This is a genomic window from Nocardia anaemiae NBRC 100462 (genome assembly GCF_001612725.1).
GTDB lineage: Bacteria > Actinomycetota > Actinomycetes > Mycobacteriales > Mycobacteriaceae > Nocardia > Nocardia anaemiae.
Window position 1 is genome coordinate 1 of the sequence record NZ_BDAZ01000072.1, and the last position, 14699, is coordinate 14699.

The following is a 14699-nucleotide window of genomic DNA, read 5'->3' on the forward strand; positions in this document are numbered from 1 at the left end:
TCGGCGGGTGGTGGGATCGATATCGAAGTTGATCAGCGTGCCGTAGCAGTCGAAGGAGACATACTTCGGCCGGAAAGACTTGTCTGCCATGGTCTTCCGTTTCATTGAAGAGGGGCGGCGAGGGTTCGGGAACCACTGCCGTTCCCGGGAGGATGCGGAGTTGCGGGCGGCGGTGGCCACCCTCACGCAGGACTTTCGTTGCCTGCTGAACCGACCCTAAGCCCCTAGATTGTCGATTGTCAACAGTTTACGATCAGCGTAGTGTGATCCATCGCACCGGTGATTCAATTGTGAGGAACATCGCTGTCAACTGTCGACAATTCGATGTGGAGGTGGTTGTATGAGGCCTGTCCGGAAGTGCAGATGCCCGCACGCACACCCCGCCACCTGCGCCAACAGGAATCCACCGGCCGGGAATCTGAGAACCCGCGATCCCTTCAGCGAATCCCTTGCGCTGAAATCATTCGAAGGAAACCCATGAAGACAAGCACAAAAGTTCAGGCCGTAACGGCCGGCTTCGCCCTCCTGTTTGCCCTGAGCGCGTGCGGCAGCGCTGACACCCACGGGCCGACGGGTGCGACGTCGAATACGGCCGATATCTCCGAGGGAGTGAAGCCGGACGGCGCCGCCGTCGCACTGTTGCCCGCCTCATTCAAAGACAAGGGCGAACTGACGGTGGCGATGGACCTCCACTACCCGCCGACCACCTTCCTTGCCGACGACAACACCACTCCCATCGGCCTCAACCCTGATGTGGCCCGTCTGGTGGGTAAGAAGCTCGGACTCCGGGTGAAGTTCGTCAACACCAGCTTCGACACCATCGTTCCTGGCATCGATGGTGGCCGATTCGACTTCACCGTGACCACGATGGTGCCCACAGCGGACCGGCTCAAGGTCATGGACATGATCAACTACTTCAGTAACGGCCTATCCGTGGCTGTCGCCGCCGGCAACCCGCTCCACCTGAACAACGACGATTTGTGCGGCAGGAACATTGCCGTGACGAAGGGCTCGAGCGGTCAGCTCATACACCTGCCCCACGTGTCCGAATGGACGTGCGTCTCGCGGGGCAAGCCAGCGATCAATGCCGTCACCCTTCCCAATGTCCAGGAAGCGCTTACCCAGCTGCACTCCAAGCGGGTCGACGGTGTCTTCTACGACACCCCTTCACTGGTATGGGCAGAAAAGCAGCAGCCGAACACCTTCACCATCCTCACTCCAGAGGTCGACACGCGTTCGGACCACAACGTTGCTGTCGCCCTGAAGAAGGGCTCCCCGCTGACTCCCGCTCTGCAAGTAGCCGTTCAATCGGTCCTCGACAGCCCCGAGTACAAGACCTCGCTCACCAATTGGGGGCTCACTAGTGGGGGCATCACCGAAGCCCACCTCAACTAGGGAGACACCATGGTGCAACTGACTACCCACGGAAATAACCCGACGATTAACGGGATCGACCCCGCCCTCAAACCGAGGCTCCGGCGAAGAAGTGCGTCCGAATACGCGGCTTGGGCGGTGTGCATCCTGCTCGCCGCGGGAATACTCGTCTCAGTCTCGACCAACCCCAACTTCCAGTGGAACGTGGTCGCCAAATACTTCACCGATGAATCGATCCTGCACGGCCTGGTCCTGACGATCGTCTTGACAGTGGTCAGTATGGTCCTCGGAACGCTGCTGGGGCTGATCATCGCGATCATGCGGTGCTCGAGCATCAAGCCGGTCGCCGCAACGGCCGGGGTGTACATCACTTTCTTTCGAGGCACTCCGGTGCTGGTCCAGCTGATCTTCTGGTTCAACATCGCCGCGCTGTACCCGAACCTGTCCATCGGCGGCATAGCCATCGACGTCAATGCCCTCATCACCCCCCTCATGGCCGCCGTCATCGGCCTCACTCTCAATGAAGCGGCGTACATGGCAGAGATCATCCGCGGCGGCTTCTCCTCGGTGGCCAAAGGCCAGATCGAGGCCGCCGACTCGTTGGGCATGAGCAGCGCGATGAAGATGCGCAAGGTCATCATCCCTCAGGCGATGCCGTCGATCATTCCGGCAACTGGAAACCAGGTCATCGGAATGTTCAAGGAGACCTCCCTGGTCAGCGTGCTGGGTGTCGCGGAACTGCTCCAGAGCGCGCAGCTGATCTACGCCCGCACCTACGAGACCATCCCGCTACTGATCGTTGCCAGCCTGTGGTACCTCGTGATGACCCTGGTTCTGAGCTACCCGCAATCCCAGCTAGAGAAGAGATACTCCCGTTCGGCATCGAGGCTTCCCCGGAAAGCGAAGAGGGCTGTGCTGACAGATTCGGAAGGTATTGCCCGATGACTTGCGACGGAACGATACACGGCCGAGGAATCCGTAAATCCTTCGGCTCCAAAACAGTTCTGAAAAACATCGACGTCGATATCGCCAGTGGGGAGATCTGTTGCATCATCGGCCCCAGCGGCTCCGGCAAATCGACATTGCTCCGCTGCGTCAACGGCCTCGAGACCATCGATCTCGGAGTTCTGAAGGTCAATGGCGAACACTTCGGCTACTACGAAACAGACACCGCCTTCCACGCCCTGAGCCGCAAACGCCTGGCCGCGCAGCGCACTAAGGTCGGCATCGTCTTCCAACAGTTCAACCTCTTTCCCAATATGACCGCCCGGGACAACATCATGGCCGGTCCCGTGCTGGTCAAGGGCGGTGACAAGGCACAGGCAGCCGAGCAGGCGCAGCAACTGTTGGCGAGCGTGGGACTCAGTGGTTTCGGCGGCCACTATCCCGCGCAGCTGTCCGGCGGCCAGCAACAGCGCGTAGCCATCGCGCGAGCGTTGGCTATGGATCCGCAGATCATGCTGTTCGACGAGCCCACAAGCGCGCTGGATCCCGAAAAGGTTGGGGAAGTCCTCGCCGTCATGAAGGACTTGGCCCAGAAGGGCATGACCATGGTCGTGGTCACCCATGAGATGGGTTTCGCCCGGGAGGTGGCCGACTCGCTGCTGTTCATGGACGAGGGATGCATCGTCGAACGCGGTGATGCCCGTGAGGTCCTTGCCCACCCGAAGGAACGCCGCACCCAGGCCTTCCTGGAAAAGGTGCTCTGAACACAATGGATGGACAACTTGCCGTCATCGGCCTTGGCAGCATTGGCAGCATGGCATTGTGGCAGGCGTCCCGATCGTCCAACTCGGTGGTTGGATTCGAGGCACAATCCCCGGGCCATGGCCGCAGCGCCGTCGGCGGCGACACCCGCCTGTTCCGCATGCTGTATCGAGGAACGCCGAACTACTATCCCATCCTCGAGCGCTCCCGCCGCCTCTGGGCCGCGCTCGAGGCCGACTCAGGTCAACAAATCCTGACGCGCTGCGGCGGATTGTCCATCGGAACGGTGGACGGACCGTATCTCCCGCACCTGCTCGAAACCACCCGACTGACCGGGGCGGACCACGAAATACTGACCCGCGGCGCGATGGCCGAGCTGTACCCGCAACACAATCTTCGGCCGGACGACCAAGCGGTATTCGATCCCCATGCCGGCGTCCTGCGGACCGACCGCGCGGTCACGGCGGCGGTGGACGCCGCCCAAGCGAACGGAGCAACGGTACTCACCAATACTCCGATCGACGACATCCGCGATACCGACGACGGCGTCGTTATTACCTCCGGGTCCAGCTCGTGGAAATTCGAGAACGTCATAGTTTCCTCGGGCGGCTGGTCCCGCCGCCTGATGCCCAACTATTTGAGGGCAGTTACCGACACGCGGCGGATCTTCCTATCTTGGTTCGTGGCCAGGGACGCCGCCGAGTTCGCGCCGGAGCGATTCCCCATCTTCATCCGGATCTCCGGAGATCGTTCCATGTACGGAGCTCCCAGCGTCGATGGGGTGACCGTCAAGGCAACCCTGGACGGTCGCGGAGCGCCCACCCCACGCGCCGACGCGGTGCCGCGAGATCTCACGGCGGAGGAAACCGCGGAGACCGCCGATACGGTCATCGAGTTCCTGCCGGGTCTTTTTCCGAACATCGTCCGCTCCGATGCCTTCCCGGACCTCTTTACCGCAGACAAGAACCCCCTGCTCGGCCGCCTGTGGGAGAACAGCAGAATCTACTGCGCCACCGGATTTTCCGGCGCCGGCTTCAAAATGGCCTCCGGCTTCGGTGAGATCGCCGCGCACGAGGCCCTGGGCACGCGGTCCTTCCACGGACTGGATTTCCTGCGGCCTGAGCGGTACCGATCATCCACAGCGCGCGACTGCCAGGATCCCACCGCCAAGGTGTCCGGTGGAAGCCGGCGCGTGGGGTCATAAGACTTCGACCTAGTCCCGATGTAGTCCTGCGAGACAGGACGAGGCTGCGTGCCTCGCCCGTACCCGCATCAAACCAGCCAGCAAATTGCCAATTGTTGACAATTGACAATCCGGTAGGAAAGTATGAGTCCATGGCAGCTCTCAGTCCCGTTCTCAAGCAGGCCACCCCGGTCGTCGTCGACTATGCGGCCGGTAGTTGGGTGTACGCCACAGACGGCAAGAAGTACCTCGACTTCACCACCGGCATCGGTGTGACCAGCACCGGTCACTGCCACCCGGACGTCGTCGCCGCGGCCCGCGAGCAGGTGGGCAAGATTGTTCATGCCCAGTACACGACGGTGATGCACAAACCCTTGCTCGAGCTGACCGACAAACTGGGCGAGTTCCTGCCCGCTGGCCTGGACAGCGTCTTCTACGCCACCTCCGGTTCCGAAGCGGTCGAGGCCTCAATTCGTCTGGCGCGCATGGCGACCGGACGTCCCAACATCATCTCGTTCCACGGAGGCTTTCACGGCCGGACCGTGGGTGCCGCCTCACTGACCACCGCCGGCACCAAGTTCCGCTCCGGATTCTCGCCGCTGATGGGCGGAGTGCACATCGCCCCCTTCCCCCACGCATTCCGCTTCGGTTGGGACGAAGAAACGGCAGTTGCCTTTGCCCTGAAGGAACTCGATCACCTCCTGCAGACGATCAGCACCCCCGCGGACACGGCTGGGTTCATCATCGAGCCCGTACTCGGCGACGGCGGTTATATCCCTACCCCGCCAACCTTCCTGCACGGTTTGCGCGAACGCGCCGATCAGCACGGCATCGTGCTGATCGTGGACGAAGTCCAGGCTGGTGTGGGGCGGACCGGTAAGTTCTGGGGACACGACTGGGCCGGCATCCGGCCGGACGTCGTCATCACGGCGAAGGGCCTGGCGAGCGGATTCCCCATCTCCGCGATAGCGGCCCCGACGGAGCTGATGGCCAAGGCATGGCCGGGCTCTCAGGGCGGTACGTACGGAGGCAACGCCGTCGCCGCCGCTGCCGGCGTCGCGACGCTCGGCGTCATCGCGCGCGAGAACCTCGTGTCCAATGCCCGGCTCCGGGGCGACGAGCTGCGCGCGGGCCTGGAAAGCCTCGCGACCGAGTTCTCCGGAATCGGGAACATCCGTGGCCGTGGCTTGATGCAGGGCGTTGAATTCACCACCGCCGACAACACCCCGGACGCTGCCACTGCACTGGCCGTGCAACAGGCCGCCGTCGACGCGGAACTGCTGCTTCTCACCTGTGGTCCGTACGGAAACGTCATTCGCATCATTCCGGCTCTCAACGTCACCAGCGACGAAATCCGAGTCGGCCTCACGAAATTCACGCAGGCGCTGAAGACCGCGACCACCTAGACATCCCACATGGATTCCGCCAGACGACGAACTGATCCCCACCTGCGGAACCCGTCCCTCGATCACCGAAAGTGCGACAATGAGCTCCTCCCTTGACCCCACCACGCTGCACACCGACCTGTTCATCGACGGTTCCTGGCAGAAAGCAGCGGGCGAAGCCACCTTCACCGTGGAAAACCCGGCAACGCACGAAGTCATTGCTGAGGTGGCCGACGGTGGGCTCGATGATGCTCTCGACGCCATCGCGGCAGCTGGTCGCGCACAGGCGACGTGGAGCAAATCCACCCCGCGCGAGCGCGCGGACATCCTGCGCCGCGCCTACGACCTCGTTGTCGCCAACACCGACCGGCTGGCCGCCATCATGACTGCGGAGATGGGCAAGCCCCTCGCTGAAGCCACAGGCGAAGTGGCCTACGGCGCCGAGTTCCTGCGGTGGTTCTCCGAGGAGGCCATTCGTATCGGCGGAGACCACACCACCTCCGTCGATGGAAACACCCGAATCCTGATCAGCAAAGAGCCGGTCGGGCCGTGTGTATTGGTGACGCCGTGGAACTTTCCGCTGGCGATGGGGGCCCGCAAGATCGCCCCGGCGGTTGCGGCCGGGTGCACGATGGTGTTCAAGCCCGCTGACCTGACCCCGCTGACATCGCTCGCTTTGGTCGAAATCTTCCGGCAGGCCGGCCTGCCGGACGGGGTTCTCAACGTCGTGACCACCGCCAGCCCCGCCAGCGTGGTGGAGGCGTGGATGAACAGCGGTATCGCACGCAAGGTCAGTTTCACCGGATCCACCGAGGTCGGCAAGATCCTGTTGCGGCAGGCAGCCGATAACGTCATGCGCGCCTCCATGGAACTGGGCGGCAACGCGCCGTTCGTGGTCCTGCCCGACGCTGACGTCGAACGCGCTGTCGCCGGGGCCATGCAGGCCAAGATGCGCAACATGGGAGAAGCATGCACTGCCGCGAACCGATTCTTCGTCCACCGTTCACTCGCTGAGGAATTCGGAGAAAAGCTCGCCAAGCGGATGGCCGAACTGCAGATCGGCAACGGCGCCCTGGAGGGGACCGATGTCGGCCCCCTCATCGAACAGAAAGCCCTGGACAAGGTCGAGGGCTTGGTGGCCGACGCGCTCGCCAAGGGCGCTCGCATCCTCACCGGCGGCAACCGCCCCGAGGGGCCCGGATACTTTTACACCCCCACCGTCCTGACCGATGTTCCCCTCGATGCGGAACTGATGACAACCGAGATCTTCGGACCGGTCGCGGCCATCACCCCCTTCGACAGCGAGGACGAAGCGGTGCGCCTGGCAAACGACACGAACTGGGGGCTCGTTGGCTATGTATTCACCGAAAGCGTAGACAAGGCAATGCGTTTCTCTTCCGAACTGGAAGTGGGAATGGTCGGTCTGAATACGGGTCTCGTGTCGAATCCAGCGGCTCCGTTCGGCGGCGTCAAGCAGTCTGGCCTGGGACGCGAGGGCGGCAAGGTCGGCATCGACGAGTTTCTCGAATACAAATACACCGCGATAGCGCTTTAGGCGCGCTTTGCGTCCGAGAAGTGGTAAGCGAGATTCCATGGCGTCGACGGAGGGGCTCCTTGTGTTAGAGGGACGCCCCACAGCACAATTGATTGCCGATCATCTGCGGGAACAAATCATCCAAGGCATTTTCCGCCCCGGGCAGCAAATCAACGAATCCGTCCTGGCAGGTCAGCTGCACACATCCAGGGGCCCAGTCCGTGAAGCACTGCAGCGGCTGGCCCAGGAAGGGATACTCGTCAGTCTGCGGAACCGCGGCGTCTTCGTGCCCGAGTTGTCGATAGACGACATCAAAGAGATCTACGCGGTGCGTGAGGCCGTGGAATCAGCATCCGCGAATATCCTCCTGTCAACCGGACCGGAACAAATCGCTCGCGTCTGCCGGTCGCTGCAAGTAACGCTGAAAGAAATGGCAGCGCAGGTAGAATTATCGGACTGGCAAGCGCTCACCCGACTGGATATGAAATTCCACACCTCATTTGTCGAAGGGACGGGAAACTCACGTTTGATTCGGATCTACGACACATTGGCAGCCGAATCGAGAATGTGCATCCTCAACCTCCGAGTTTCCTATCCCCGAGTGGGCGCCCTGGTGCAGGAGCACCAGAATCTCCTGGACTTATTGAAAGCGGGCGACAGCGAAGGGTTGGAGCAGGCCATCAGTCGTCACTTGCGCAAGGCCGTTGACGATCTCACCGCAAGAACACTTCAGAAGTAGTTGGGCCGAAATGTTGTGCATGCCTGGGCGGGGACTTGATTCGCCGGTTCGTTGTCGGTCCCCGTTCGCGGACGATATCACCGGACTGGCTGGCCGGAAGGGGTTGCTCCATGCCCAAATCGACTAGCGAAAAGCAAAGGGGGAGAAGGCTTCCAGAACCGAGCCCTATCTAGATTGGTGACAGTTGCACGGGTAGGTTCCGTGCCACCCCAGCCGAGGCACGTCAGCCAAGCGTGCCCCAGAAACGGAGTAACCATGGTCAAGGCGACCGTCATGAGTGATGCAACAACTGAGAACACTGGGAACCATATCCCTAAGGCCACGTCCACGACGCCCGGTCAGACTGAAGTCTCCCTGGGACTATGGGACGGAAACGGTCTTCGGACGGGAATCTGGGAGGTCACCCCGGGAACGTTCACGAGCACCCGGGACGGCTACAACGAGATCTGCCAGATTCTCAGTGGAACCGCCACCATCACCGAATCCAACGGCAACAGCTTCGACATCGGTCCGGGTTCGTTGTTCGTGACCCCCGCCGGTTGGGAGGGCACCTGGACCATCCACACGCCCCTCCGCAAGATGTGGGTTGTGCAGGACCTTTCGGGCGCGGTCGACTGATCAGCGGAAATAACAGCACATCGCACGAGGGCAGGCCAGATCCCGTGGATCGCGCCTACCCTGCTGCGGTGCATGCCGTCCCCCCCCAGAACTAGCTCGGCAGACGGGAAACCGACGGTACAGGGGGTGCAGGCGAAATCAGCCAGGGCCCTCCTGCGAATCGAACTCGATTGAACGGATTAGGATCTCGGGGGGCGGCTCTGCGCCGACGTATCCGCAGGATGTGCCGCGGTGCACGGCGGGCCACTGATGCCGTTCGGCGCTGAGGTGTAATATCGCCAACTGTCAACAATTCACAAGTCAGCAATAGCCGTTCATCAGGCGCGGTTGACAGTGCATTCGGGGAAAGGCAGCAGCAACAGATGGCCGGCGTCGACAACATGGTTCCCATGCCTCTTCGGGTCACCTCTGCGGTGATCGCGGAGCAGCTGCGGGAACTGATCCTGGATGGCAGCTTCGCCCCGGGGGAGCAGATCAGCGAATCGCAACTAGCCGCCCGGCTGCAGATGAGCCGCGGTCCCGTCCGAGAGGCCGTCCAGCGCCTCGCCCAAGAGGGACTCCTGGTCAACCACCGCAACCGCGGTGTCTTCGTCGTCGATCTCGACATCAGCGACATCGAGGACATCTACCGTGGCCGGCGCGCTGTCGAGAAGGAAGCGGCGAGCACCGTGTACGAACGCGGGATTCCGGCCGAACTCGTGGATCGTCTCCAGGAAATTCTGCAAAACATCGCCCAGTACATGAATGCCGGCGACTGGAAAAGACTCGCCCGCGAGGACCTCCATTTCCACGAAACGATGGTCGAGGCCGCGCAAAGCCCACGGCTGAGCCGTATGTTCTCCACACTCGCCGCCGAGACGATGCTGTGCATGTCGGCTTTTGATGCTCGGTACATCCGGCCGCCTACGGCGATCGAGGAACACCAGCGGTTGCTCGATCGGTTGCTCGGTGGTGATCTCCCCGAGATGCTGGCAGAAATCGATCGGCACATGACCGACGCGGTCGACTCGCTGACAAGCGCACGCCGCGAACGCGACGGCGACCGGTAGGCCCTCGATCTCCTGCCTGGCCGTGTCGCTCCCGTGTCGCTGTTTCGTCGTCGCAGCAGATGGTTCTCGATGGCGTCCAGCTCGGCGCCCACTCACATCCCCGATCTCCGGTTCACCCGGACACACCCAACGACGGTCGGACCGTAGGTGTACCTGAAGCCGTCACCAGGCCGGCCCGATTCGTAATCCCGCACCCAAACCTCCACGCCGACATGATCATCCACGCGGCGATGCAGTGCCCCCTCGAGCCCAAGATCGGTTCTCGACAATTCAGGTGTCTTCGCCGGTTGCTCCTACCGGACCGCCTTTACCACCGCACCTAGGCTCACGTTTACGCCTCCAGTCGTTGACAGTCGACAAGTGCGGTCGTATCGTCGACAATCGACGAGATTGTCGACAATCGACGATACTTGGCACGAAGTGATGGAGGAGTCATGGCATTCGAAACCAAACCGAAGTTCGTTACGTTCGACATGAACGGAACGCTGATCCACTTCCGGATCAATGACGCGATCCGTGAGATCTTGGGCGACCGGCTGTCGGCCGAACTCGCCGATGATTACTTGCGGGCCTGCAAGGCGTACCGGATCGACGAGTGCATGGGCGACTACAAACCGTTCCACCAGATCGTCGCCAACTCCATGGAACGCGCCTCCCGTAGGGTCGGCATTGAGTACCGTGCGGGCGACGCGCGGGCGGTCTACGAGATCATCCCCACCTGGGGTCCCTACCCCGGTGTCACTGAGGCACTGAACCGCCTGGCCGAGGAAGTCCCGCTGGTCATCATCACCAACAGCGACGACGCGCATGCGACGCGCCTGGTGGAGAACCTTGAGGCTCCGTTCGATGTCGTGATTACTGCCGAGCAGATGGGCGTCTACAAGCCACGGCTGGGTGCCTTTGAGTACATGTTCGACAAGCTGGGCGCGGCACCCGAGGAGATCGTGCACGTCTCGGCGAGCCCGATGTACGACCACCGATCCGCGGCCATCATGGGTATCAAGAACAAGGTGTATGTGGACAGGGGCTTCGAGGCCGACGAGCACTGGCTCGGCTACGAACGGATCACCGACATCGCCGACCTCCCTGTCATCTTCGGCCTCCCACGTCCTACCGCTTAGTGGATAAGTACAAATGATCGTGATCCACGCAAGGGCGGTGGGGGCATGAGTCCGCCGCTACCTCGAACCGTAAAGGGCGGCTCGGCTTCAGACCGGCTCAGAACCCTCGGTTTGAAGCTTCCCGTCCTCGCGAGTAACGCGTACTTCGTGCATCACCGGGCGGTGGGCTCCAGCATCCATATCTCGGGCCAACTGCCTTTCAAGGACGGTGAGCTGCTGGGGCAGGGCGTTGTCGGCCGGGACGTGGAGTTGGAGACTGCGCAGGAGCTCGCGCGTCATGCCGCGCTCAACTGCCTTGCTGCCGCGGCGCGGGCGGTGGGAGATCTGGACCGGGTCCGGATCGTGCAGATGCTGGTCTTCGTGGCCAGTACGCCGGACTTCGGTCTGCAGTCGCGGGTCGCCGACGCGGCCAGTGATTTGCTCATCGAGGTGTTGGGCGAGAACGGACGGCACGCCCGCACTGCGATCGGAGTCGCCGGGCTACCGCTCAATACCCCTGTAGAGATCCAGATGGTCTGCACGTCCGCCTAGGCGGCACGCGGGGGCATTCTTCGGGACCCGCGGTACGGGTCCTGAACTTGCGGCAATCGAGGGAATGCCTACGCACTCCTTTTCCACTCAAAGACAGATTCATGAGGAACAGCGTGAACCGGCTCCAACGAGCACTCGACGCTCTAGTCGAGCGGGTCGACACTCCCGCACCGATTGTGCTGGTCGACGTGATGCAGGGCAACATCGACCGTATGCAGGGCCTTGCCGCCCAGCAGAACGTGGACCTCAGGCCACATGTCAAGACGCACAAATGCGTCGAAATCGGTCGGCGCCAGGTCGAGGCCGGAGCGGTGGGAATCACCGCAGGCAACGTGGGTGAGGCTGAGGTCTTCGCCGCGGCCGGGTTCGACGACATATTCATCGCCTACCCGATCTGGCCCGCTGGAACTAAGGGGCCGCGGATCCGCCGACTCGCCGAGACCACCCGGCTGCGGCTCGGCGTCGACAACTTCGCTGCGATCGATGCCATCGCCGACGCGATGGGAGACGAAGCGGAACGGCTGCAGGTCGTGATCGAGATCGACTGTGGCGCCCGACGTTCCGGTGCGCCGCCCGAGATCGCGGGAGACCTCGCGGTCACCGCCCGCAAGCGCGGCCTGGTGCCGGTAGGCGTCTTCACGTATCCCGGTCACGGCAGCTCCAGCCGGGACGCTCGCAAGCGTGCCGCTCGAGACCAGGACGTCGCGCTCACCACCGCAGTGCGCAGCCTCAACGCGGTGGGTATAAGCGCAGAGGTGGTCAGCGCGGGCTCCACCCCTACCGCCGAGTTCTCCACCAGCAGCGTGATCACCGAGATCCGTCCCGGCGAGTATGTGTTCAACGACTTGAACAACACCCGGCTCGACGCTTGCACCGAGGATCAGATTGCTCTGTTCGTCGCCGGCACAGTCGTCAGCGACTGGATCCAGGATCAGTGCATCCTCGATGTGGGTACCAAAGCCCTCGGCCGCGAAGGCAGCCTCGAGATCGGCTACGGTGCCGTCCCCGGCACCACGGCCGTCCTGGCCAAACTCAACGAGTACCACGGATTTCTCCCGCTGCCCGCCGGCGATTTCCGCCCCGGCATCGGCACCGTGCTTCCGGTAGTGCCGAACCACGTCTGCCCGGTCGTCCTCAATTTCGAGGAATTGATCATCACCGACAGCACGGGCACGTCGCTCGAGCGGTGGCCGGTCGATGCCCGCGGATTCCTCAGCTAATCCGTCCCGGAGGGAACCTGGCTCGAGCAAACAACCCGAGCAATATCTGACAAAGGAGTGTCTGGCATGAGACTTGACAAGGTCACGGCCCTGGTAACCGGCGCCAGCAGCGGAATCGGGGCGGCAGTGAGTTCCCACTTCCGCCGCGAAGGCGCGCGACTGCTACTCACCGGCCGCAAGGAACGAATGGACAGTACCCGGCTCGAAGACCGGTACGTCCCCGGAGACCTCAACGACGAGGCGTTCGTCGAGGGCCTGGCCCGGCAGGCCGCCGAGGCGTTCGGCGCCATCGACGTCGTCGTCCTCAACCACGGTCTACAGCTCAGTGGCCCGCTCACCGACATGGACTACGACGATGCGAGGGATGTGCTCCACACCAACCTGCTCAGCGCCTTCTTGGTGATGAAGCACTTCGCACCGCTGATGCCCGCCGCAGGAGGTTCGTTTGTCTGCGTCAGTTCCCGGCTCGGCATGGTCGGCAAGCCCGATGAAGTCCTTTACTCCGCGGCTAAAGGAGGTCTCATCATGCTCGCCAAGGGCGCCGCGATCGAATGGGCCGCACGCAACATCCGCGTCAACGTCGTCGCTCCAGGGCTTACCGCAACCCCGGTCATCGAGGCATCGTTCCAGCGCAGAACCGACCCCGAGGCCCAGCGCCGCCAGCGCGAGGCCCAGATACCGCTCCAACGCCTCGCCACCCCCGAAGAGATCGCCGACGCCGTACTTTTCCTGGCATCGTCGGAATCGTCCTACATCACCGGCGCGGTCCTCCCCGTCGACGGCGGCTACACCGCCTTCTGAACAACGCAAAGAGGACAAAAATGAAAGGCCTTGCGGCAATACCCCGAAACGGGGAACTCGGCTTCTGGATGGCCGGACTCGCGGATGAGAGGCCCACGTACCCTCGTTTCACGGACCTGGATGCCGTGGACCTGGCAATCATCGGTGGTGGCTACACAGGCCTGTGGGCCGCGTACTTCGCCAAGAAAATAGAACCTTCACTCTCGGTCGCGGTATTCGAGGCAGAACAGGTTGGCTACGGAGCGTCCGGACGCAACGGCGGCTGGCTATCGGCGCTCATTCCAGGAAATCGAGCCACTTTTGCTCGCATATCCGGGGGCGGGGTGGAAGCGAGCCGGGCACTGCAGCAGGAGTTTATCGCCGGCGTCGACTCAGTCCTGGATATCCTTCAAGCCGAGGGCATCAACGCGGATCAGCACAAAGGTGGCACCCTTACGGCAGCCCACACCCGGGCGGGGCTAGGCAGGCTTGTAACCCGACGTGAAGCCGATTTGAAATATGGGTTGACCGCGGACGAGGTGCAACTGCTCGCCCGGGACGAGTTCCAAAGCAGAATCAACATAGCCACCGTCCATGGAGGTCTCTATTACAAGCATTGTGCGCGGCTCCACCCGGCGAAACTTGTCTATGGTCTTGCTGACACGCTCACAGACATGGGTGTCAGCATCTACGAAGGCAGCCGGGTCGACAGTATCGATGGGACGACGCTCAGTCTGGTCGGCGGGCGGATGGCCGCGGCTAAAACGTTCATCTGCACCGAAGGGTATTCCGGACAGCTGCTCGGTAGCAGGACTCTGATACCGATCAATTCCTCGATGATCGTGACCCAGCCGCTATCGGAGGACGCGTGGCAGCAGATCGGCTGGAACGGCCTGCAGTGTCTCAGCGACTCAGCACACACTTTCATCTATGCACAGCGAACATCGGACGGCCGTATCGCGATCGGCGGGCGGGGCGCACCCTACCGCTACGCATCCGGCACGGGCGATACCGGTTCCACTGGCCAGTCCACTATTGACCTGCTCTCTGAAAAGCTCGGCTCCTTCTTCCCCGGTATCGATTTCGAAGTGGACCACGCCTGGTCGGGAGTCCTCGGGGTTACCCGTGACTGGAACGGCGGGGTGCATTGGGATCCAGCGTCCGGGATTGGATCTTCTGCCGGATATGCAGGACACGGCGTGACGGCAGCCTACGTCGGCGGGCGCACTCTCGCGGAGCTGGCTTTCGAACAAGAGACAGAAAGGACGACACTTCCCTGGGTCGGCTACCGCGCACGGAAATGGGAACCGGAGCCCATCCGCTGGCTAGGTGTTCACGCAATGTACCGGCTTTTTGGTCTTGCTGATCAATGGGAAGAGCGCAGGGATTCCCACAAGACCTCGCTCTTGGCCAGATTCGGCAGCAGACTCGCTGGACTGCACGAATAGTGCGACGAAC

Annotated in this window: 14 protein-coding genes; all 14 read left to right on the forward strand. The window is 62.3% G+C overall.

Going from position 1 to position 14699, the window contains the following annotated elements; genetic code table 11:
* Positions 1–477 precede the first annotated feature (477 nt).
* The 14 genes from NA5_RS33205 to NA5_RS33270 all read left to right on the forward strand — a co-directional run bounded on the left by NA5_RS33205 (position 478) and on the right by NA5_RS33270 (position 14689).
* On the forward strand, positions 478–1395 hold the full coding sequence (locus NA5_RS33205; protein WP_062992988.1) for an ABC transporter substrate-binding protein: 918 nt from the start codon (positions 478–480) through the stop codon (positions 1393–1395).
* 9 nt (positions 1396–1404) lie between these two features.
* Complete coding sequence (locus NA5_RS33210) at positions 1405–2319, forward strand: amino acid ABC transporter permease (RefSeq protein WP_062992989.1); 915 nt, start codon at positions 1405–1407, stop codon at positions 2317–2319.
* Positions 2316–3083 carry an amino acid ABC transporter ATP-binding protein gene (locus tag NA5_RS33215; protein ID WP_062992990.1) on the forward strand — a complete coding sequence of 256 codons (768 nt, stop codon included), beginning with the start codon at positions 2316–2318 and terminating at the stop codon, positions 3081–3083. The genes NA5_RS33210 and NA5_RS33215 overlap by 4 nt, the downstream gene beginning before the upstream one ends.
* Positions 3084–3088: 5 nt before the next feature.
* Positions 3089–4285 (forward strand): FAD-dependent oxidoreductase, encoded by a 1197-nt coding sequence (locus NA5_RS33220; protein ID WP_062992991.1) that lies wholly within the window; start codon positions 3089–3091, stop codon positions 4283–4285.
* Positions 4286–4416: 131 nt separating this feature from the next.
* Positions 4417–5670, forward strand: a complete 1254-nt coding sequence (locus NA5_RS33225) for an aspartate aminotransferase family protein (protein ID WP_062992992.1) — start codon at positions 4417–4419, stop codon at positions 5668–5670.
* A gap of 79 nt (positions 5671–5749) precedes the next feature.
* Positions 5750–7204 (forward strand): NAD-dependent succinate-semialdehyde dehydrogenase, encoded by a 1455-nt coding sequence (locus NA5_RS33230; RefSeq protein WP_062992993.1) that lies wholly within the window; start codon positions 5750–5752, stop codon positions 7202–7204.
* 61 nt (positions 7205–7265) lie between these two features.
* Positions 7266–7922: a GntR family transcriptional regulator gene (locus NA5_RS33235; RefSeq protein ID WP_245672510.1), complete on the forward strand. Its 657-nt coding sequence runs from the start codon at positions 7266–7268 to the stop codon at positions 7920–7922.
* Positions 7923–8177: 255 nt separating this feature from the next.
* Entirely contained in the window at positions 8178–8540 is a 363-nt protein-coding gene (locus NA5_RS33240; RefSeq protein ID WP_062992995.1) for a cupin domain-containing protein, read from the forward strand.
* 362 nt (positions 8541–8902) lie between these two features.
* Positions 8903–9589 carry a GntR family transcriptional regulator gene (locus NA5_RS33245; RefSeq protein ID WP_084484625.1) on the forward strand — a complete coding sequence of 229 codons (687 nt, stop codon included), beginning with the start codon at positions 8903–8905 and terminating at the stop codon, positions 9587–9589.
* 434 nt (positions 9590–10023) lie between these two features.
* The gene (locus NA5_RS33250) at positions 10024–10710 is read left to right on the forward strand and encodes a haloacid dehalogenase type II (protein WP_062992996.1); all 687 of its coding nucleotides are present in this window, start codon (positions 10024–10026) and stop codon (positions 10708–10710) included.
* A gap of 45 nt (positions 10711–10755) precedes the next feature.
* On the forward strand, positions 10756–11241 hold the full coding sequence (locus tag NA5_RS33255; protein WP_062992997.1) for a RidA family protein: 486 nt from the start codon (positions 10756–10758) through the stop codon (positions 11239–11241).
* A gap of 101 nt (positions 11242–11342) precedes the next feature.
* Positions 11343–12461 carry an alanine racemase gene (locus NA5_RS33260; protein WP_245672512.1) on the forward strand — a complete coding sequence of 373 codons (1119 nt, stop codon included), beginning with the start codon at positions 11343–11345 and terminating at the stop codon, positions 12459–12461.
* Positions 12462–12527: 66 nt separating this feature from the next.
* Complete coding sequence (locus NA5_RS33265) at positions 12528–13262, forward strand: SDR family NAD(P)-dependent oxidoreductase (protein WP_062992999.1); 735 nt, start codon at positions 12528–12530, stop codon at positions 13260–13262.
* A 20-nt stretch (positions 13263–13282) separates the two neighbouring features.
* Positions 13283–14689 carry an NAD(P)/FAD-dependent oxidoreductase gene (locus NA5_RS33270; RefSeq protein ID WP_218020212.1) on the forward strand — a complete coding sequence of 469 codons (1407 nt, stop codon included), beginning with the start codon at positions 13283–13285 and terminating at the stop codon, positions 14687–14689.
* The last annotated feature ends 10 nt before the right edge of the window (positions 14690–14699 follow it).

Coding starts and splice junctions, on each gene's coding strand:
- NA5_RS33245 (WP_084484625.1), top strand. CDS start 8,903: ATGGCCGGCGTCGACAACATGGTTCCCATGCCTCTTCGGGTCACCTCT.
- NA5_RS33225 (WP_062992992.1), top strand. CDS start 4,417: ATGGCAGCTCTCAGTCCCGTTCTCAAGCAGGCCACCCCGGTCGTCGTC.
- NA5_RS33220 (WP_062992991.1), top strand. CDS start 3,089: ATGGATGGACAACTTGCCGTCATCGGCCTTGGCAGCATTGGCAGCATG.
- NA5_RS33230 (WP_062992993.1), top strand. CDS start 5,750: ATGAGCTCCTCCCTTGACCCCACCACGCTGCACACCGACCTGTTCATC.
- NA5_RS33210 (WP_062992989.1), top strand. CDS start 1,405: ATGGTGCAACTGACTACCCACGGAAATAACCCGACGATTAACGGGATC.
- NA5_RS33205 (WP_062992988.1), top strand. CDS start 478: ATGAAGACAAGCACAAAAGTTCAGGCCGTAACGGCCGGCTTCGCCCTC.
- NA5_RS33260 (WP_245672512.1), top strand. CDS start 11,343: ATGAGGAACAGCGTGAACCGGCTCCAACGAGCACTCGACGCTCTAGTC.
- NA5_RS33255 (WP_062992997.1), top strand. CDS start 10,756: ATGAGTCCGCCGCTACCTCGAACCGTAAAGGGCGGCTCGGCTTCAGAC.
- NA5_RS33240 (WP_062992995.1), top strand. CDS start 8,178: ATGGTCAAGGCGACCGTCATGAGTGATGCAACAACTGAGAACACTGGG.
- NA5_RS33270 (WP_218020212.1), top strand. CDS start 13,283: ATGAAAGGCCTTGCGGCAATACCCCGAAACGGGGAACTCGGCTTCTGG.
- NA5_RS33215 (WP_062992990.1), top strand. CDS start 2,316: ATGACTTGCGACGGAACGATACACGGCCGAGGAATCCGTAAATCCTTC.
- NA5_RS33265 (WP_062992999.1), top strand. CDS start 12,528: ATGAGACTTGACAAGGTCACGGCCCTGGTAACCGGCGCCAGCAGCGGA.
- NA5_RS33250 (WP_062992996.1), top strand. CDS start 10,024: ATGGCATTCGAAACCAAACCGAAGTTCGTTACGTTCGACATGAACGGA.